The organism is Shewanella sp. SM95, assembly GCF_025653595.1.
Classification (GTDB): domain Bacteria; phylum Pseudomonadota; class Gammaproteobacteria; order Enterobacterales; family Shewanellaceae; genus Shewanella; species Shewanella oncorhynchi.
Genome location: NZ_JAKKSE010000001.1, coordinates 257411 through 278028, shown reverse-complemented (window position 1 = coordinate 278028; position 20618 = coordinate 257411). Strand labels below are relative to the sequence as shown.

The following is a 20618-nucleotide window of genomic DNA, read 5'->3' as shown; positions in this document are numbered from 1 at the left end:
CTTTTTGCGTTGATAATGCAGAGGTATAAGCCATGAAAGTGAAACAAGCAATCAGAAAAATCATTATCTTAGGTGGCGGCACCGCAGGCTGGATGGCCGCGGCCGCCCTCGCGAATAATCCCGTATTTGCCGCCATTGAACTCTGTTTAGTGGAATCGGACAACATAGGCACCATAGGCGTTGGTGAAGGTTCAACGCCACACTTGAAACGCTTTATGGACAACTTAGGCATTAGCGAAAAAGATTGGATGGAACAATGCCACGCCAGCTATAAAACTGGCATCGATTTCATCAACTGGAATGGGGACGGGCAGCAATACTTTCATCCCTTCTATTGTCAAATGGATGTGAAACCCGCTGAAGTTTTCTTTATCAACGCCAATGCAAGACGCCGCGGTCATGGCAGTGCCGTTAAACCCGACGCGTTCTTCTCCAGCGGCGTACTGGCCAAACACAATCTCAGCCCAAGGCCGAATAAAGCGTTGCCCTACGCTAACGAATACGGCTATCACTTCGATGCCACTGAACTTGCCAACTACTTAAAAGAATACGCTTGCCAACGCGGCGTAAAACACCTCATCGGCGATGTCATTGAAGTTTCAACATCCCAAAACCAACATATAGACACCTTAATGCTGGCGAATGGCGAACGACTTAACGCCGACTTTTTTATCGATGCCAGTGGCTTTAGCGCTAAGTTGATTCATAAAACCCTAGGCGTACCCTTTCAATCCTTCGCCAATGAACTGCTCAACGACAGCGCCGTCACTGTACCTGCATTAATGGACACCACTCAAACACAGCAAACCCAAATGCTGCAAGCCCAAGCATTGCAAACACAAGCACAGCAGGCCAAGTACCATACCCGCGCAACGGCGCTCAGTGCAGGCTGGCTATGGCAAATCCCTCTCACCCACAGGCTTGGCAATGGCTATGTTTATAGCAGTCGCCACCTCAGTGCCAATGCCGCGGCCAAAGAATTATTGCACAGTGTTAATCTGCCTGAATCAACCCAAGTACGGTTTCTCAAGATGCGGGTCGGTGTCAGTGACAAGGCTTGGCACAACAATGTGCTGGCGATAGGACTTGCGCAAAGTTTTATCGAACCACTCGAAGCCACATCGATCATGATGACCCAATTCACCCTTGAAAAATTTATGTCGTTATTCGAACGCTATCAATTGAATAAGCAGGCAGAGACCTTAAGTCGACAAACACTCAATCAGGCAGTCATGCAGTTAGTGCTCGGCATAAAGGATTATATTCAGGCCCATTATGTCACCAGCCAGCGCAGTGAACCCTATTGGTCGGCGGCGAGAAAAGTCACCATTTCCCAAAGGCTGACACAACTATTGCAAGCTTGGTATCAAGGGGAAGACTTTGATTTACTGCTTTACCAATACGATCAGCAACTCGCCTACTTTCGCCCTTCTTGGTATGCGCTGTTAGCGGGAATGGATTACCGCGACCCAAAACTGAAGCGTCCATTTGAGCCGATTTCAGCGGAGATCACGGCGCAAGCGATACGCTACAGCCAAACCTTAGTGGAGCAGTATTTTCAGCCTAAGCATCCGTGATAAGGATGGTTAAATTGCCCTTTGTTTACTGCTAAAGCACTGACGAAAACGACTCGGCGTGACACCTTTAAATTGAATAAAACGCCGATTAAAATTGGATAAGTTGTTGAAACCACACTGATCGCTGATGGTTGATATCGGGCTTTGATTTGACAGCAGTAACTTGCACGCCTTAGCTATCCTGAGTTGATTGATAAACTCAGTTAAGGTTTTCTCGGTGCGTTTTTTAAAGAATCGATGGAAATGATTGGTGCTCATGTGCGCTAACTTTGCCAAATCCTGTGCCGACAAGGCCTGAGTGTAATTGTCATAAATATGCTCAATCACTTTATCGAGCTTTTTCACGGTAAAGTCGAGTTTACTACCGTGGGTAAACAAGGTGCTCGACAAGAGTTCTTGCTGACTATCCTGTTGTAATAACGCTAATAATTCCAATAACAAAATATAGCGTCTAAAAGGATTGGCCGTCTCCATTTCGATAAACACACTATGGGCCTTACGCGCCGTTTCCTCACTAAACAACACACCTCGTTTGGCATGGGTCAAAAGTGAATGCAAAGACGCTAACTCACGTTGCTCATTCACAATTTGGTGTAGCCAGACCGCTGGAATTTGTGCCACATAAACAACTTCCTGCACTCTCGCATTCGAAGTGTCGTCTTTTAGCGCGTTGCCATTTGATATCTCGTCAGTTGAAACACCAAGGTTAACCTCGGATTGCCAGCCGTGGGGCATATCTGGGCCTATGATCACTAAATCATAATCGCCATAACGGGCAATATGGTCGCCCACATAACGCATACCATAACTGTTGAGGGTTAAGCAGATTTCGTACTCGGGGTGATAATGCCAATTGAGATCCATGTGGTCCCATTCATAACGAAAGTAACGCCAAGAGCTATTTTCATCGGGGATCACTTTTTCACACAGAGGTTTCATCCATTAAACTCCAGTTGCTCATTCCTTTTCTTTAGCTTCAATCAGCCCTTACACAACAACGCATTCACTCAAGCTAGCGGTTATTCCACCCTGTTTAATTATTCAACCACTTAGTCCTTATTTTTAAATGCCAGCTGTGACCTATTTGAGCCGAGAAATAGCAGTGCCACGCGCACTATTGTCTATAGCAAGTCAGCCTTGCAGTGATACTAGAATCCGCCACTCCAATACTATTCTATCCAATGTTAATTAAAGGTAACTATTTTACAAGTAAACACATTATCAGCAGAGGCTAAAACACCGTTTTATCTATGCTCATCCGCAGCAGCTATCTGCTGCCCACTATCTACAGCAAGTATTTACAGCACCTGATGTAAATCAGCTAAATCAGCGCGAACACGATTTGACTATGTGAGAAAAGTATCGACAGAGGCACCATTCGTATCACCACCAAGGCGAGCGTCAAGCCACAATGAATTTCACTTAATTCAATTGGCTAAGCACATGAAACACAAACTCATCATTCTGTTTGTTCTCTGCACTTTCTTTGTGATTTCTTTGATGACCAACAGCATGGGGCCGATTTTCCCTGCGTTAATTGACAGTTATGCTATCGGCCTGACGTTGGCGGGGTTATTTCCCTTTGCGTTTTTTATCGCCTACGGCGTGACATCGATTCCTGCGGGGATTTTGGTGGACAAGTACGGTGAAAAGCGGGTGATCATCTTAGCCTTTAGCCTGGCGTTTATCGGCGCCGTGACTTTTGTGTGTCTGCCCACCTTTAGCATCGCCATGTTTAGCCTGTTTTGTATTGGCACTGGCATGAGTTTATTGCAGGTAGCAGTGAATCCCTTATTGCGACAAGCTGCGGGGCCTGAGCATTTTGCCTTTTTCTCCGTACTGGCCCAACTTGCCTTTGGCGGCGCCGCGACCTTAGCGCCGCTGGTGTATCAGCATTTTGTCGCCTTAGATCAAGCCAGTGTTGCATCAGCCAACTATGTGCAACAGCTATTGCCCGAGAACATGAGTTGGCTCGCTATGTATTGGTTATTCGCCGTGGTCGCGCTCGCCATGGTGCTCTTTGCCAGCCTAGTGAAGATGCCCAAAGTGAATAAACTGGCAGATGAGTCGGCAGGTGCCCTCGAGACCCATTTACGCCTTTTCAAAGATAAAACCGTTTTGAAATTCTTCTTCGCTATCGCCGCCTACGTTGCGCTTGAGCAAGGGCTTGCTAACAGTATCTCAGTCTTTTTGCTGCAATATCATGGTCTTGATACCTTAAGTGTCGGCGCCAATGTGGTTAGCGATTTTTGGTTTTACATGACGCTCGGCTGCCTACTCGGTTTGCTACTACTTAAACTTATCGACAGTCAGATCTTGCTGCTCAGTTTTTCCCTTAGTTCACTGGTTTGTTTTCTGGTGGCGATTTGGGGACCGAGCCAACTAACATTAATTTGTTTCCCATTGGTTGGCTTTTTCATTTCTATCATGTGGTCGGTGATCTTCTCGCTGGCGCTTAATTCGCGCACTCAAGATCATGGATCATTCGCCGGCATTCTCTGTACCGGCATTATCGGCGGCGCGTTTATCTCGCCGATCATTGGTGTTATCAGTGAGCTGTCCGGCGAATTACGGCTCGGGATGTTAGTGCTGTTAATTCCTATGGCATACATAGGCTATGTCGCCCTAACGGCTCGTCCCTTAATTAAAAACACCACATTATTTTCAACAAAAGCGGCCTCAAAGAATGACGAGCCGATGGCAACAAACAACACGAGAGGCAACAAGCTATTATGAGCGTCCTATGTTTAGATCTTGGGGGAACTAAACTGATGTTGGCACAGGTGGAAGGTAAAACCTTACTCGACACTTGGCGGTATCCTGTTCCCGCCGATGGCAATTTCGAACAGTTATTCGATTTCCTCGTGACCTGTATCCACAGCCACCTCACGCCTGAAACCAATGGAGTTTCCATCGGGGTGCCCGGTATGGTGGATATGCACAGCGGCACTTTACTCGAAGTGCTCAACATCCCAGCACTAACGGCAACGCGGTTAGCCCAGCAACTGCAAAATACCTTTGAAATGGATGTTGTTGTGAATAATGACGCTAACCTCTTTGCCCTCGGCGAAGCTGTACTCAATCACAATCAAGACATGCTCGGGATTACCTTAGGCACTGGCGTAGGCGCTGGGGTGATTTTTAATGGTCAGTTGTATTCGGGTAAACATTGCGCCGCAGGTGAAATAGGTAGTTTGAGTTATCGTGATGGCATTATTGAGCACTACTGCTCGGGGCAATACTTCACCACTCATCATCACATGAGTGGCGAGCATTTGTACCAAAAAGCCTGTGAAGGTGACAGCCAAGCGCTACAAGCCTTCGCCCATTTTGGCGAACACTTGGCGCACATGATCGCCCAAAGCTTACTGGTATACGATCCCAAAGATATCATCCTTGGCGGCTCAGTCAGCCAAAGCTTTCCCTTTTTTATTGAAGCGCTTAAACAGAAATTGCAAAGCTTAGTCTATGGCCCGCAACTGACAGACTTGACGATTTCAGCCAGCCAACATCACAATGCAGCCCTCATAGGTGCCGCGCAGTGGTTTTTACAACAAAAGGACTCAGCTAAGTGAAAGGACAAATAACACAGAAAGGGATAATAAAGTGGCAGAGGATTAAGACGGCCTTAGTCAGCGGCATGATGGCAGTGCTTCCCGTGGCGTCGGTGCTTTCAATACTTGCGATGCCATCAGTACAGGCCGCCAATGCTGTGCAGGAGGCAAATCATGTCGCGCTGAATCAATTGGCCGATAAGCTCCAATTAAATTATCAGCTAACCGCTAGTTATCTTGAAACCTGTCCCGCTAAAGAAGCCCAATGCTATCGCTCTGCCATTGAGCTGACCTTGCCCACTCAGTTATCCAACGACAAGTTATCCAGCGAAGAGTTAAATCACGGCGACTGGCAAATTTATTTCAGCCAATTATCGCCCGTTTATTTCGTAGATGCGGGTGACTTTAGCATTGAGCATATCAATGGCGATTTACATAAAATCACTCCTAAAGCCAGCTTTAAGGGCTTCGTCGCCAATCAAGTTTATCGTATTGAGTTTTATAGCAAAGGTAGCCAAATCACCCGTTCCGAGTTTATGCCAAACTTCTTTGTCGCTATGGGCGATAAGGCGCAGATCATAAAGAGCACTCAAACAAGGCGCGATAAAGAAACTGGTTTAGCCGAGCAAGACTACCTGGCGCCCTTTAATGCAGAGAAACAATTCTTACTGGCAAAAAACGATGCAACCCCCTTTGCCGATGGCCAGTATTTAGCAGAGCAATATCAAGCCTTAGCCGCAGACAAAGCACCTGACATTAGCGGCAAACTTATCCCCACGCCACTTCATAGCCAAAGCCTAAACTCGGCGCCTTTATCCCTTGCCAAAGGTTATCGACTCACGGCTGCGACTGTCGATTTTAAAGGACGGCAAGCGGCATTTGATTACCTCGATTCTTTAGGCTTTTCGGCCAAGGACAAAGGCACGCCGCTATTATTGCAACTCGATACTCAAGCTCCTAAAGTCGCAAGCACTGAAGCCCATGATAGTGAAATTAAAAACAGCGAAGCCTATCGGTTAACCATAACGGCTGAGCAAATCAGTATTCGAGCGAGCAGTGAAGCAGGACTCTTCTATGGCCTACAAAGCCTAGCTGGGCTGATCAGTTTAAGTGACGATCAACTGGTCGCCATCGATATTCAAGACCAACCTCGCTACGCCTTTCGTGGCCTGCATATCGATTTAGCCCGTAACTTTCACTCGCTCGATTTTATTAAACGCATTATCCCACAGCTCGCCGCCTATAAAATCAATAAGCTGCATTTGCACTTAGCCGACGATGAAGGCTGGCGTTTAGCCATCCCCGGCTTACCCGAACTGACCGATGTGGGTGCAAAACGCTGTTTCGATTTAACCGAGCAAAGCTGTTTATTGCCACAACTGGGCAGTGGCATAGCGGACGTAAACCCCGTCGATGGCTACTTAACCGTGGCGCAATACCAAGAAATATTACAACTGGCTGATGCTCACCATATCGAAGTGATCCCTTCACTGGACATGCCGGGGCATTCACGCGCCGCAATAAAATCCATGGAGGCGCGTTATCACCATTACCTCGCCAAGGGAGACAAAGCTAAGGCGGAGGAGTTTTTACTGACTGAATTTACAGATAAAACCCAATATTCGTCGATTCAGTATTACCACGACAACACACTCAATGTGTGTCTGCCGAGCACCTATCACTTTATCGATACTGTGATTGATGAAGTTAAAAAGATGCACCAAGCCGTAGGCATTCCTTTAGTGCATTACCACATAGGCGCCGATGAAACCGCAGGCGCTTGGGTAGAATCCCCCGCGTGTATCGCGATGAAGCAACAAAAAGCCGATGAGTTAGCCGGACTGCATTCGCTCAATGGTTACTTTATCGAGCGAGTTGCGAACATGTTGGCAGAGAAAGGAATTATTGCCGCTGGTTGGAATGATGGCATGGGTGAAGTGCGCCCCGAAAACATGCCCGCCCAAGTGCAATCTAACGCTTGGTCGCAGATTTCAAACAACGGCCATCAAATCGCCCATAAGCAAGCAAATCTTGGATGGAAGGTCGTTATCTCAACGCCAGAAGTCACCTATTTCGATTTCCCCTACGCTAGCCATCCAGATGAGCGCGGCAATCATTGGGCCTCGAGGGCAATAGACAGTTTTAAGGTGTTTAGCTTTATGCCCGATAATCTGCCCGCACATGCCGAGCGCTGGCGTAACACGCTTAATCAACCCTTTACCTCAGATGATACTCAAAGCCAATTGCATGCTGGCCGCGGTTTTTACGGCTTGCAGGGACATCTTTGGAGCGAAATGGTGCAATCGGACGAGCAAGCAGAATACATGTTATTCCCGCGCATGGTCGCCCTCGCCGAACGGGCATGGCATAAGGCACCATGGGAATTAGCCTATGATTATCAAGGTAAAATCTATAGTCAGCAAACTCAACATTTTGCCCGCCAACTCAATGGCCAAGCCGAGCAAGTCCTCAAACAGGATTGGCAAGTTTTCGCTGCGGTTTACGCCAATAAAGTGCAACCTAAGTTAGCAAAAGCAGGAGTTTTCTACCGCATAGCACCGCCTGGAATACGTGTTGAACATCAGCAGTTAGTGCTCAATAGCTTATATCCCAATGCCGAGTTGGAATACCAACTCGACTCAGGACCTTGGCTAAGCTACCGCCAAGCTTTCAAGCTTAATGATGTCAAACACATCCGCGCCAGAGTCAAAGATGGCGCGCGTTACTCTCGCCCATCGACTTGGCAAAACACCCTCTAGTCGTTTCTCGCACAATGTCGGCCATCGTATGTGATGGCCGATGCGTTAATTGACTATTAATACCACTGGTCGATGGGTTAAGCATGAGCTTACATTGAGGCTTTTCAATAACAGCGCAACTCAGGCTATAATCTCGCTATTCGCGATGACACTCTCGTGATAGTACTTTATCAAGCCTAAGGATCCGCCAACCGATGACAACTGCTTCTACTAGCCCCTTTGCCGTGTTAAACCAAACCACAGCGACCTCGTTCAATGAACAGAAAAATCTCATTAAACGGGTATTTAAAGGTAAGCCAGTGCAATGTCCTAGCTGTAAACAGACACTTAAAGTTATATTGCCAGAGCAGGCAAAAGCCGAACAAGCCGCAGGAATTTACTGTGCTAAAGGCTGCACAGATATTGAACTCGATATGGAAGCCGTCGCGGGACTCTAATCATTCCAGAGCCAACCCACACTGGCATTAGCTTCACATCGACGGCCAAGCGACGATTACAACAGTCCCTGTGATTAGCCGTTATAAAATAAATATCTCTCTAATTATCAATGAGATTATTTAAACTGATCACGGCAGTTGCTTAAGCTGCCCACGAAAATAGTGTCGATAATAGCCCACCAAATTGCTGCCAATAAAGAGTACCTCCATTAACACTGCCACAGGCGATCCCACTAAGGCATTGTGAACGAGCCAAAAACTGGTTCCGACTATCATAAGCAGCCTGAGATCTTTATCCCTTTGACAGAATGCGGCGCGGGTTTGAAACAAGGTGCCTATACAACTGATCACAGTCGTTACCCCATTAAAGGTCACAATGCTCATCACAAGTGCAGCAATAGAGAAACACCATAGGGCTACTTTTGAGGTGGTAAAAATACTGGTGAGATAACGCACTGTGGCTATGCCCATTAAGCCTGCGGCAGTCCATTGCTCCAGCAAACAAAAATGAATTGAAATCAAGATGCCAGACACAAAAAGGCAGGCGACTATCCGCTCCCGCGCTTTAAATTGAAACGAAATCAGATCGAAGATAATGGCTATCGCCACCAAAATTTGAGACAAAGTAAACGCAGTCAACTTATTAAGCTCCTTCGCTTTAAGCAATAATGCGCACTCAGATTGAAAGCCTTATAGACTTGAGAGCGCAACTTAAGGCGCAGCATCATGGGAATCGCGCTTTAGCGCATTAACTTAAGTTAACTGGGAGCAAAAACCATTAAAGAGAGTCTTGAAGTCGTCTACGCATACGCGACAAACTGATTGCCGTAATGCCAATATAATTAGCTAGCTGACCTTGGCTTAACCGCTCAAGCCAAAGTGGTGAATGTTCGCGTAAATACAGATAACGTTGCTCAGGTGTGTGCAGCAGTAAAAAGGCTTCCTTTTGTTCTTTATACAATAATTGCTGTTTAAGTAACCCAATTTGCACTGACTGCAGCGAAGTATCATCCAACACAGATAACGGCATTTGGATAAGTTTACAGGCGCTTAAGGCCTCTAATTGGTAACGAGCGGGAATTTGCTTAAGCCAACTGACATACAAAAAACACAGTTCACCCTCGAAATAAAACTCCTTACATCGCTCTGTGCCCTCCTGAGTATAATGGCAAGCCCGCACGATACCATCCACAACAAAATATGCCTGTGACTGCTCATTTCCTTGGCCAAGAAGCACCTCTCCCGCCGGCACGTTCAACGCTTTAAACTGTGGTAAGTAACGTTCAACAGCGCCTTGACTCGCCCCTAACGCAAGCAAAAATTGTTGCAGTGGCTGACAAATTGGCACCTGCAATACAGCAGTCTTTTTTACGTCATCAGGTTCAATCATGCGAGCTACTCAGCGATTTATCACTAAACACTTAACCACTGCCATTCGAGTAAGGGTTCAGCACTCGCTTGCAGGCCACGGCTCAGCGTGACGTTAAATACACTTTTAGCGGGAATGCTTCCCACGCCCTTGGGCGTGCCTGTCATTACGATATCGCCCTCATCGAGACTGATAAATGCCTGTAGCTCGGACAATATGGTCTGAGGTTTGTAAATCATTAAATCGATATGCCCCTCTTGGACCAAGTTATCGTTGATACTCAAGGTGAAATGCAGCTGTGCCTCTGCATCATCAATCGCCACAAACGGACTGAATAACGCAGCACCATCGAAGGCTTTTGCTCGCTCCCAAGGTAATCCCTTAGCTTTTAACTTAGTTTGCAAATCACGTTTTGTGAGATCTAAACCGACGGCGACGCTACTGAAACGGCCATTTTGAAACATAAAACACAGCTCGGTTTCATAATGCAAGGTTTCCCCTTGATGCTCAGAATGAAGCACAGTCGAAATAGCCGAATTGGGCTTTAAAAATACCACCATATCCTCGGGGATTTCGTTACCTAATTCATGGATATGCTCAACATAGTTACGCCCAATGCAGAGAATTTTTGTCGGTACGATAAGGTTTTCACCTAACACGACTGATTTCATCTTTAATCCTTTTCAAGATAGGGTTGAAATTATTTTAAATAATAAAACCAACTAGTTAACCTAAATTAAATCTAAACGTTCAATTGAACTAATCACTGTACTTATGACGAACTCTGCTACACTTAAATCAATATTTCAACGAAAACAGCGATCTAACCATTAATAAACCCATTTTACAGGGACAGTCATAGAAGAGGTTTTCGCACTATGTTAACGCTTACCATAAAACAAAAAATCATCTTTAGTTTTAGTGCAATTGGCGCGCTGCTCATCGCTGGCAGTAGCTTTTTCTACTATTCACTCTCCCAAGTACAAACCGCCTATCAAAATATTGAAACCTTAGCCGTACCCGTGCAAAAGCAGAGTAATAGCTTACAACTAGTGCTATTAAAAATGTCACGCCTTGCCACCCTAGCCCATAGTCAGCAAGACACTGTCGCCTTAACCAAAAGTCAGCAAGCATTTACCGCGCTGCAGAAGAAATATCAAAGTATCGAAAATGAGTTAATTAAGCGAGTTGCAGATCAACCTAAGATGCAAACATCCCTGAACGAAGCGCAAGCAAGATACCAAGCCTATTTGCAGCAAAGCCAAGCCATGTTTAGCGCTAAACTCGCCAATGAACAAGCCAAACGGCAGTACCTGCAACTCTTTGAGCGCTTTATCCATGCCAAGACCAACGCCAGTAATGCGATGATTGATCTCGAAACTCTTTCCATCCCCGATAATCCGACTTTACTCGAAGAAATTGTCGGCACAGGTACTCGCATTGACGACATGCTCTATACGCTAGCCAACACTATGGGGGAACTGATCCACACTCAAAGTTTGGATGTTATTCAATCGCACCTACAGGATGTCGGTATTTTACTGGGGAACCTCACCACTAACTTTACCTTTTTAAAACAACAAACAGATGGGCTTGATACCTTAGGATTACTGCAAATATTCGAGCAAGAATATGCGATTATCAATACCTTACTCGCAGCGCCTGCCGAACTTTATAAAGTGCAGGAAGCCGTAGTTGAGGCACAACGACAAGCAGAGCAACATTACCTCGATGCCGATAAAGAGTTTAATGCGAATAATCTCGCCTTAGATAAGTTAATCAACTTAGCCGACCGCCGATTTACCAGCCTGCAAACCATCGCCAGTAATGATATTCAACAGGGTCAAACCTTAGCGATTGTACTAGCACTGGTATTTATCATCATGGTGAGCTTTATCTCTTTCTTCACCTCCAAGGCCATGCTCAATCCCTTGGCCTTAGTGAACGGCGCACTCGCCAGTATCGCCCGAGGGGATTTATCTAAACGCATTCATAAACGCCATAACGATGAATTTGGTGCCCTAATCGATAACATGAATACCTTGAGTGACGATCTTGCCAAGCTGTTAACCAATATCAGCCAAAATGCCCATTCATTGGACAGCTCTGCCACCCAAACCAATGAGCAAGGCCAGCGCATCGCCAATGCCGCAACGGCGCAAATCAGTCGAGTCGATGAAACGAAAGCCTTAGCAGAACAGATGTTTACTAGCTCAAATCTAGTGACAGAACAGGCCAGTGAGTCGGCGAGACAAATCAGTCAAGCCTCGAAATACGGTAATCAAGTGAAGCAAATTGCCGATGATAATCGCAATAAAATTGCCGAACTGAGCGCCCGTTTAAGTAGCTCAGTTGAAGTCATGTCTCGCTTGAGCATTCAAAGCGATAATATTGGCAGCATTTTAACCACCATTAGCAGCATTGCCGAACAAACCAATTTGCTTGCACTGAACGCCGCCATTGAAGCCGCCAGAGCGGGGGAACATGGTCGTGGTTTTGCCGTCGTGGCCGATGAGGTGCGATCCCTGGCCTCACGTACCCAAGCTGCCACCGCTGAAATTCAAACCATAATCACGGCCCTGCAAAAAGAGACCTCCACGGCAGCGAGTGCAATTACCACAGGTCAAAATCAGGCAAACGAATGTGTCGGACAAAGCCAAACCCTGCAGGATGCTATCGCCCATATAGAAAGCACCTTACATACGCTCAATGACATGAGCCTAGAGATCACCCACGCCGCCCACGAGCAGTTAGATTACAGCCAGCGGATTGAGTCGAGCATGAGTGAGGCGGCACAATCTGCAGACCAAAATGCCAATGAAGCTATGGACATGGCCAAACGCAGCAACGAAGTCACTCTGCTTGCCCATTCACTCACCAGCTCAGTGGAGCGGTTTAAACTGTAGAGGTGATGGGACCTAGAATCTAGGCATATTCCATCAGGAATTCATCGAGCTGTTCGTTGGCAATTTCAATCTCGTCACCTTCGAACTGGGCGATATGAAACATGCCCTCACCTTCGTTAGTCACAGGGATATTACTTATTCCTATGATAATACCGTCGGTTGGCGCGCGAATGGCCACACTGTCACCGCCGTGGGGGCTGACGATATGGGCAATGATATAACCCTTAGTCACCCGCTGGCCAAGTTTAAGCTTCATATTCACTAAACCATCGGATTCACTACGAACCCAATAACTGCGAATAGCACTGACACTCGCGCCTTTGTTACTCACTCGCCCTTTAAGCATGTCTAAACTGCGCATCACATTGAGCACACCTTTGAGGCCAGATTTTATCGACAACTCGCTAAAACGTAACGCCTCTCCAGCCTCATATAAAATGCAAGGAATACCCTGTTGATTAGCATAACCTCGCATAGAAACACTGCGCGCTTTAGAATGCATAATAAGCGGCGCACCAAAGGCATTCGCCATGGCCAGCATAGTCTCATCATTAGTATCACAGCGAATTTGCGGCAAATTATCCCTATGGACGGCCCCTGTATGTAAATCAATCACATGGGTTGCATGAACTAATAACTGAGTGGCGAACAGATTAGCTAAACGGCTTGCGAGCGCCCCTTTGCTAGAACCAGGAAAGCAACGATTTAAATCGCGACGATCGGGTAAATAACGGGATTGCTGAATAAAACCAAACACATTCACTATTGGCACCACAATTAACGTGCCAGTCAGATTCTTTGGATTCACTCTGGCTAATAAACGCCGACAAATTTCGATACCATTGAGTTCATCCCCATGAATAGCGGCACAAACCAGTAAAGTCGGGCCAGGTTTGGCTCCGTGAAACACTTCCACATGAATATCGAGTTGCGTATCGGTATACAACTTAGCGGCTGGCAGCTTGATCCCTAATTGCGTCCCAGCTGTGACTCGTTTTCCCGCTAATTCAAATGCTTCACGTCTTTTTACCATGGCAACTCCCTTGTTCTATCAAATGTTATCCCGCGCGGTTGGCTCATGTTTACCGCATTTTTGCCAAAATGATCCGCTATTGCATATCAGCCTACTTTAAAGACTAAAGTGGGATTTTAAACGAATTATTGCGGCTCAAATTGGTTCAGCCAAGATTTTAAAATCTGCAACAACATAGGTCTATCTTCAGCGCTCACGCCCGCTAACAATGCACTCTGACATTGAATATGCTGCGGCAATGCCTTATCAATGAGCGCCTTACCCTCAGCAGTTAACGAGACATGGACGGCGCGGCGGTCTTCCTTACTGTGCGTTCGCGCTATCAGCCCCTTATTCTCGAGTCTGTCTAAACGGCTCGTCATAGCGCCAGAACTTAGCATCATGCTCTGATAAAGCTGTGAAGGTGAGAGTGTAAACGGCTCACCCGAACGCCTTAGGGTGGCGAGTACATCGAACTCGCCCTGACCTAAGCCAAATTCGGCGTGGCATTGCAGCAGTACCACTTCGATATATTTCGTTAAACGAGCGATTCGCCCGAGCACAGCCATAGGGATCAAATCCTCAGTCACACCTTGCTGTTGCCACTGTTCAACAATTCTATCGAGGCCATCTTCTTTGGTATTCGAATCCGCTTTCTTTGTATCCGTAGAACTCGCGTTAGTATCCGCAGGACTGGCATTAGTTAGCGTCATTTTAGCTGTCATAGGTTTATCTCAATATAAAGATTCTTTACATCATTCTTTACATCTTAGTCATTTTCTCGCAGAATTAAAATATCTTTATATCAAGATACATCTGAAAGAGATTCTTTTTGAATTGTAGTGATGTGGTTTCAACCTACTGTTGTTGAAGGGAAATCATCATGAGTATGCTAAATGCTGCTACAAATCACTTTTTCAGCAAATCAAACTCAGCTTATTTTTGGAGACAATCCATGCGATCCCCCCTGACAGAGAAAGCGAATTTATTGCTGCTCGGACTCGCGTTCATCCTTATTGGTCTAAATCTACGACCCATTCTCGCCTCCGTTGGGCCTTTACTGCCCAGCATACAAAAGGATATCAGCTTAAGTTTTACCTTAGCATCTATGCTGACATTGCTGCCCGTGCTCGCCATGGGACTGGGTTGTTTTGTAGGCTTTAGTATCGCCAAACGCTTAGGATTCAATACCGTAATGACAGGATCATTGCTACTGCTGATCGCCGCTACTGCAATGCGATTCTGGACAATAGATGCCAATTGGCTTATCTGCTCGGCATTACTGGCAGGGGTCGCAATCGCCCTCATTCAAACCATAATGCCCGCCATGATTAAGCTTAATTTCGGTGAACGGGTGCCCTTAATGATGGGGCTTTACGTCACCGCCATTATGGGCGGCGCCGCATTAGCGGCGAGTAGCGCGCCTTTTATCGAGATGAACTTAGGTTGGCGCGCGGGTCTAGGTCATTGGACTTGGCTAGGCATATTCGCACTCGTGCTGTGGCTCCTGATTAAACATAAAGCCGCATTACCGAGCCAAGCAAAAGAGCAAGCTTTGCAACTTAACTTTTGGCGTTTTCGTCGCAGTTGGCTATTGGCGATATTTTTTGCATTAGGCACAAGTTGTTATGTCTGCGTACTTGCATGGTTAGCACCCTACGCGGTCGAGCTAGGTTATAGCCAAACTCAATCTGGATTAGTGTTAGGTTTTTTAACCAGCATGGAAGTGATCGCGGGCTTAGTGTTTCCTTGGCTTGCCAGCAAGTCGACGGATAGACGCGCCATCATAGCCCTACTCTGCTTGCTACAACTCATTGGCTTTATGGGACTGGCACTCGCCCCTCAAGTATCGCTATTTTTATGGGCGGGACTTGCAGGATTAGGTATTGGCGGGATTTTTCCACTCGGGCTGATTGTCACTATGGATCATCAACAGAATCCTATGTTAGCAGGTAAATTAACCGCCTTCGTGCAGGGTGTGGGATATACCATAGCGGCTATCTCGCCTTGGATTGCCGGATTAATTCGCGATAACTTCAACAGCTTTAACAGTGCTTGGTTATTACTCGGTGGCTTAAGTGTGATCACGTGGATATTATCTTGGCAATTTAATCCGCAGGGCTATGCACGCCAATATCAAATCACCCGCTGTGTATCTTAACCATCTAATTTAAAATAAAAAAACCGCCATGTCGGCTAACGATCATGGCGGTTTTTATTGTGTTGAGCTAAATAAATCGCGCTCACACTAAGCGAAACTTAAGACTTTTTAACGAAGCACGTCAGAATCACAATACGAGTACCGTTAACGCGGCCTTCGATATGCTCTGGGTTGTTGGTCAAAGCAATGTTACGCACAGCTGTGCCACGCTTAGCTACAAAGCTAGTGCCTTTCACGTTTAAGTCTTTGATGATGACCACAGTATCGCCAGCATTGAGCACTGCACCATTACTGTCTAACGTTGGCGTAGCATCGTCACCTGCTGCGGCAACTTCGGCATCACCCCACGCTTTTAAATCGTCTTCAAGATAAAGCATATCCAGCAAATCTTGCGCCCAGCTTTCGCCATTTAAGCGCTTAAGCATACGATATGACATCACTTGAACTGCCGGTACAGGACTCCACATGCTGTCATTCAGACAACGCCAGTGGTTCATGTCCATGGTATCCGGTGCCGCAATTTGGCCACTGCAGGTTTCACAAATCATGATCTCATTGTCACGGCCATCGGAGGCTGGCAGATCATAAATAGAGAGTTCAAGCTCGCTGCCACACAGTTCACACTTGCCGCCACAGCGACTTAGCAATTCATTTTCAGTCATTTTTCTGTTCTATATGCCTAGTAAAACGCGGATTATGCCATAAACTGGCATTTTTCGGCAGGGGGCTGAGGCAATATAACCCTATTTTTTATGAGCTATATATGCCTAGTCCACACAGCCTTGGTGATTAGTCTTTAAAATTCATAGGCTAAACTCAAACGAACATCACGCCCAACTGCGGGGATCCCATCGGAGAGAAACGGCACCACTTGCAGATCCGTAAGATTTTTTACCATCAAACGCACACTTAATCCCTTTAAGATGGCTTGAGGTTCATAGGCGAGATACACATTCTGTAGGAAATAATTCTCGCTTGGCGACTCGGCATTAAAGATATCACCGTGGGGAACATTGGTTTGCGCATCATACCAAGCGCCCTGCCAAGCGATAGAAATGTCATCTGTGATATACATGCCTAAACGCAATCGAATATCGAGCGGGGCTATGTTAGCTAAATATTCATCGTCATCTTGGCTGTCTCTGAGTGACCCATTGTGCTGTCCTTGTAGCCATGAAACCGCAAGATCACTGAACACATCTTGATAGCGATATTGGGCTTCAAAATCGGCACCGTAAATATGGTAACCATCAAGATTTGTGTAACCACTTTGAATTAACTGGTTTTTATCAGACTTAGCTCCGCGGCGCTGGGCAATATCATCACGACCTAAATTGGCAAACAGGGTGATTTGCGTCGACAAAGCATCCTCATTGGCAAGTACATGCTGATGCTGCGTCATTAGGCCTAATTTGAAGGCATGTAAGCGTTCGACATCAATGTCGCGACTCGTGCCGGTAATGCTGGCTTTAGCGTATTGCACGGCATAAATCTCATCCACCACAGGGGCTTGCAAGCTATAAGCGTAATCAAAGTTTAACCGAGCGTGATTTGTCAGTTGATAATCTATGCCTAATCTTGGTGAGAACCCCGAATGATGGGTTGAGCTATAATCATGGCCCGCAGCAATATCATTGTAATCTGGTGCAATATTTGGTCGACCTATGCTGTAGATAAAGTCATATCGCAGCGAGGGAGTCACAGTTAAGTCATTAGTAAGATGAATTGCATCGCGAATATAGGCAGCATAGGTATCTTGACGGCCTTCAGGTTGATAATAAGGCGTGTACCAGCCAAAGTTTTTCTCGGGATTTGTTTCATAACTTTTGTTAAACACTAACGAAGTGCGGTCAAGACTACGGTACTGTAATCCGGTGGTGATCTCATGGTCACCAATCAAGCTCAAGTTGTTGATATCAATGTAGTCACGTTTATAGTCTAGCCAAGATTCGTGACCGAAGTTGCCTACAGAAACCGTCATTTTCTCCCACGCGATATCGGGTCTTACCCAGTGGCGTGCATTCGCCGAATGGGAAATCACCACTTGGGTATCGATCAGGGGATTACTCGGCGAATAGCGATAATTTGCCGACCAAGTGTTGTCTTCATAGGTGTTGTAGGCAGTTGTGGCATACAGAGCCTGCTCGTAGGAACCGTACTTTTTGATGTTGTAGTCCGAAATTGCAGGCATAGGGCCACGGCGGTTAGCCCAAGGTTTGCGGCCCTCATCAAGATAATGGGTCACGCTCAAGGCTAATTGGTGATCGCCCTGCGTGTAATCCATCTTACCTAGGTAGTTATTTTGCTCATAACCTGAATATTCAAACTCTTCACCATTGGCTAAAGTGACATCCCCCGCATCGCGACGCGTAAGATGCAGCAAGCCAGATAGATGTGAATTCACGCGGCCATAAACTGTCCCCGTATAACCCATAGCGTCATTATTGCTGGCGTAGCTGGTTTTGACTCGCGCGCCAAGGGATTGATCATATTTAAGAAAATCATCAGCCGATTTAGTGACCACATACATGGCACCACCAAAACCCCCATTGCCCGAGCGTACATCATGGGCACCTTTAATCACTTCCACTCGTTTGATGAGGTCAGGATCGAGGAAAAATGATCCGTAACGATACTGCTCAAATCCCACCGGGGCATTATCTACATAAACGTTAAAATCTTCAGTCTCGCCAAAGCCCCAGATATTAATCCGCTCACCGCCACTGCGGGTACCGCCATCGATATGCGCCCCCGCCATATCATCGATCACTTCGGCGAAAGTTGTCGCCTGCATCTCCTCGATTTGATCCATGGAAATAATCGCTTCACCGGGTTTAGCGACTGTGATAGCCCTGCGATATTGCTGCCCATGAACCTGCAGGATCTCAATCGGCTCAACCTTAGGCTCGCCCAATACCTCAGCGGCGTACAACGGCATTGAGGGCAATATACATAATCCCATAAGCGACAGATTTCTATTCGCTTTCCACTTATCACACTTAGGCAGGCAACCCATTCAACGTCATCCTATTAACAAACCAATCTAAAAATAGGGCGGCATTATAGGCACTAACGAGAAAGATAAGAATAGTTCTCACTTAGCTTTACGTGTAAATAACCGACTTATTGAAAACAAGGTAGAAGCGGCACAATGCAAAAATTTAAGTGAAGATCTTGCCGAAGGATGGCAGTATTGGCACCCTATTTGGCAGTCTTAACTATCGTGTTTTAACTATAGTGTCTTAACTATCGTGAGTAAGAACGAGCGGGCGATATGGAAGGATATGTCAGCAACTCACCTTGCTCCTCAATCGGCATTAATACTGCTTATGCTCGGTTTATCGGCATTAATAAGGTTCCCTGATAATGGCCACTCTAACAACTAAAATCCCCATCGCGACTGGTGCAACGTTCAGCGCGGCGAGCCTGCAATTTTTAAATCAACTGGCACAAAACAACTCCCGCGACTGGTTTAAAGCCCATCAGGCGGAATACGAAGAAACAGTGCGAACGCCTGCACTGCAGTTTATCGAGCAAATGCAGCCCAGTATCCTCGCCCTCTCGCCTAGGCTCACTGCCGTACCAAAAAAAGTCGGCGGCAGCTTGATGCGTCCCCAGCGAGACAGCCGTTTTAGCAAAGATAAAACGCCCTATAAAACCAATGTCGGCATTCAATTTCGCCATTTTCAGGGCAAAGACGTACATGCCCCGGGACTGTATCTACATATCGCTGAAGATGGCTGTTTTATTGCTGCTGGGATTTGGCACCCAGAATCGAAAGCCTTAAATGCCATTCGCACTTGCATCGATGAGAATCCCAACGGCTATAAAAAGGCGCTACAAACCTTACAAAGTCATGGATTTAATATGGATGGCGATAGCTTAACTCGACCACCAAAGGGATTTGATAAAAACCACCCTATGCTGATAGAGCTAAAACGAAAAGATTTTATCGCAGTTAAAAATATCGCCTTTGAGGAACTCTGCCGCCCAGATGCAGCCAGTTTTTGTGCCGAGCAGTTTGCACGCTGCACTCAACTGATGGCCTATCTGTGTTTTGCGCTGGACTTGGACTTTTAGAAATAGCTTTTAAAAATAAACTTTTAAAAAATAGATTTCTAAAAAACATGGCCTAGGCAAAAACCTAGGCCAATCAAACTATGTCATTTGCAGTTATGCCGTCTGATTAGCACTCAAACTACGTAAATAGTCTTGCAATACAACAAACGCATTGTCTAACAACTCATATTCGCCCGCCTTGCCTAACACTCTAATCCCTTGTAATTGCAGCACTAAAAAAGCAGCAACTTGATGTGGTTGCACATGGGCTAATAGCTCTCCACGCGCTTGGCAAACTTGTAACACTTGGATGAATGAGGTCTGTAATCGACAAAATAATCGCTGACATTCCTGCAGCACACTTTCATCGTTAAGGCTCTTTTCGAGCACGGCATTTTGCATAAAACAGCCATACTTTTGCTCCCTCTGCAAAGCAACAAAGCGCGCTAAATAAGCTTCTATTTCAGCTAAGCCCGCTTTTTCATGCAGCAAAGTATCTGAAGCGCCAAAAGAATAATGATCAAGGTAGAAACTGAGGCACTCGCGGTAAAGATTCTGCTTGTCGCCGAAGCTGTTATAGAGACTAAATCGATTAATGCCTAAATGGCCGACGAGATCGGAAATCGAGGTTTCGGCAAAGCCCTTTTGCCAAAAAAGCTCCATCGCCAATATGAGTTTTTCTTGCCGATCAAAATTACAACTCCGTGCCATAGCCTGCGACCTAATCTCTTGAATACGCGTTCACGTTCAGCTTCACCATTCCTCTTTGCTACAGAAAGTTGAG

17 protein-coding genes are annotated in these 20618 nt (G+C 46.2%); 8 read left to right on the top strand and 9 right to left on the bottom strand.

The window, feature by feature from the left end; all coding sequences use genetic code 11:
• The first annotated feature begins 32 nt into the window (after positions 1 to 32).
• The gene (locus tag L5M29_RS01290) at positions 33 to 1577 is read left to right on the top strand and encodes a tryptophan halogenase family protein (RefSeq protein ID WP_263165777.1); all 1545 of its coding nucleotides are present in this window, start codon (positions 33 to 35) and stop codon (positions 1575 to 1577) included.
• Positions 1578 to 1586: 9 nt separating this feature from the next.
• Here the strand turns inward: L5M29_RS01290 and L5M29_RS01285 are convergent, their stop codons facing one another.
• Entirely contained in the window at positions 1587 to 2516 is a 930-nt protein-coding gene (locus L5M29_RS01285; protein WP_263165776.1) for an AraC family transcriptional regulator, read from the bottom strand.
• 504 nt (positions 2517 to 3020) lie between these two features.
• Here L5M29_RS01285 and L5M29_RS01280 point away from each other — a divergent pair.
• The 4 genes from L5M29_RS01280 (at position 3021) to L5M29_RS01265 (ending at position 8327) form a co-directional block, all read left to right on the top strand.
• Positions 3021 to 4313, top strand: a complete 1293-nt coding sequence (locus L5M29_RS01280) for an MFS transporter (RefSeq protein ID WP_173245919.1) — start codon at positions 3021 to 3023, stop codon at positions 4311 to 4313.
• The gene (locus L5M29_RS01275) at positions 4310 to 5152 is read left to right on the top strand and encodes an ROK family protein (protein WP_263165774.1); all 843 of its coding nucleotides are present in this window, start codon (positions 4310 to 4312) and stop codon (positions 5150 to 5152) included. Before L5M29_RS01280 ends, L5M29_RS01275 begins: the two co-directional genes overlap by 4 nt.
• Complete coding sequence (locus L5M29_RS01270; protein ID WP_263165771.1) at positions 5149 to 7890, top strand: family 20 glycosylhydrolase; 2742 nt, start codon at positions 5149 to 5151, stop codon at positions 7888 to 7890. The genes L5M29_RS01275 and L5M29_RS01270 overlap by 4 nt, the downstream gene beginning before the upstream one ends.
• 194 nt (positions 7891 to 8084) lie before the next feature.
• Complete coding sequence (locus tag L5M29_RS01265; RefSeq protein ID WP_006080930.1) at positions 8085 to 8327, top strand: hypothetical protein; 243 nt, start codon at positions 8085 to 8087, stop codon at positions 8325 to 8327.
• Positions 8328 to 8456: 129 nt separating this feature from the next.
• Here the strand turns inward: L5M29_RS01265 and L5M29_RS01260 are convergent, their stop codons facing one another.
• From L5M29_RS01260 to L5M29_RS01250, 3 genes are all read right to left on the bottom strand, one after another.
• The gene (locus L5M29_RS01260) at positions 8457 to 8966 is read right to left on the bottom strand and encodes a YgjV family protein (RefSeq protein WP_028760654.1); all 510 of its coding nucleotides are present in this window, start codon (positions 8964 to 8966) and stop codon (positions 8457 to 8459) included.
• Positions 8967 to 9105: 139 nt separating this feature from the next.
• The gene (locus L5M29_RS01255) at positions 9106 to 9717 is read right to left on the bottom strand and encodes a Crp/Fnr family transcriptional regulator (RefSeq protein ID WP_263165768.1); all 612 of its coding nucleotides are present in this window, start codon (positions 9715 to 9717) and stop codon (positions 9106 to 9108) included.
• A 23-nt stretch (positions 9718 to 9740) separates the two neighbouring features.
• Complete coding sequence (locus tag L5M29_RS01250) at positions 9741 to 10367, bottom strand: fumarylacetoacetate hydrolase family protein (RefSeq protein ID WP_131525338.1); 627 nt, start codon at positions 10365 to 10367, stop codon at positions 9741 to 9743.
• A gap of 207 nt (positions 10368 to 10574) precedes the next feature.
• Between L5M29_RS01250 and L5M29_RS01245 the strand changes: the two genes are divergently transcribed.
• Positions 10575 to 12602, top strand: a complete 2028-nt coding sequence (locus L5M29_RS01245; RefSeq protein ID WP_263165767.1) for a methyl-accepting chemotaxis protein — start codon at positions 10575 to 10577, stop codon at positions 12600 to 12602.
• A 19-nt stretch (positions 12603 to 12621) separates the two neighbouring features.
• Here the strand turns inward: L5M29_RS01245 and L5M29_RS01240 are convergent, their stop codons facing one another.
• Positions 12622 to 13635, bottom strand: coding sequence for a succinylglutamate desuccinylase/aspartoacylase family protein (locus L5M29_RS01240; protein ID WP_028760658.1), 1014 nt, complete (start codon positions 13633 to 13635; stop codon positions 12622 to 12624).
• A 125-nt stretch (positions 13636 to 13760) separates the two neighbouring features.
• Complete coding sequence (locus L5M29_RS01235; RefSeq protein WP_263165765.1) at positions 13761 to 14339, bottom strand: MarR family winged helix-turn-helix transcriptional regulator; 579 nt, start codon at positions 14337 to 14339, stop codon at positions 13761 to 13763.
• 230 nt (positions 14340 to 14569) lie between these two features.
• Here L5M29_RS01235 and L5M29_RS01230 point away from each other — a divergent pair, with 230 nt between their 5' ends.
• On the top strand, positions 14570 to 15775 hold the full coding sequence (locus tag L5M29_RS01230; RefSeq protein WP_263165762.1) for an MFS transporter: 1206 nt from the start codon (positions 14570 to 14572) through the stop codon (positions 15773 to 15775).
• 98 nt (positions 15776 to 15873) lie between these two features.
• Here L5M29_RS01230 and L5M29_RS01225 read toward each other — a convergent pair whose 3' ends face one another.
• Entirely contained in the window at positions 15874 to 16437 is a 564-nt protein-coding gene (locus L5M29_RS01225; RefSeq protein ID WP_011790067.1) for a PhnA domain-containing protein, read from the bottom strand.
• 134 nt (positions 16438 to 16571) lie between these two features.
• Positions 16572 to 18791 carry a TonB-dependent receptor gene (locus L5M29_RS01220; RefSeq protein ID WP_263165761.1) on the bottom strand — a complete coding sequence of 740 codons (2220 nt, stop codon included), beginning with the start codon at positions 18789 to 18791 and terminating at the stop codon, positions 16572 to 16574.
• 350 nt (positions 18792 to 19141) lie between these two features.
• Between L5M29_RS01220 and L5M29_RS01215 the strand changes: the two genes are divergently transcribed.
• Positions 19142 to 19855, top strand: coding sequence for a DUF2461 domain-containing protein (locus tag L5M29_RS01215; protein WP_263165759.1), 714 nt, complete (start codon positions 19142 to 19144; stop codon positions 19853 to 19855).
• A 93-nt stretch (positions 19856 to 19948) separates the two neighbouring features.
• Here L5M29_RS01215 and L5M29_RS01210 read toward each other — a convergent pair whose 3' ends face one another.
• Complete coding sequence (locus L5M29_RS01210) at positions 19949 to 20545, bottom strand: TetR/AcrR family transcriptional regulator (protein ID WP_263165757.1); 597 nt, start codon at positions 20543 to 20545, stop codon at positions 19949 to 19951.
• Positions 20546 to 20618 lie beyond the last annotated feature (73 nt).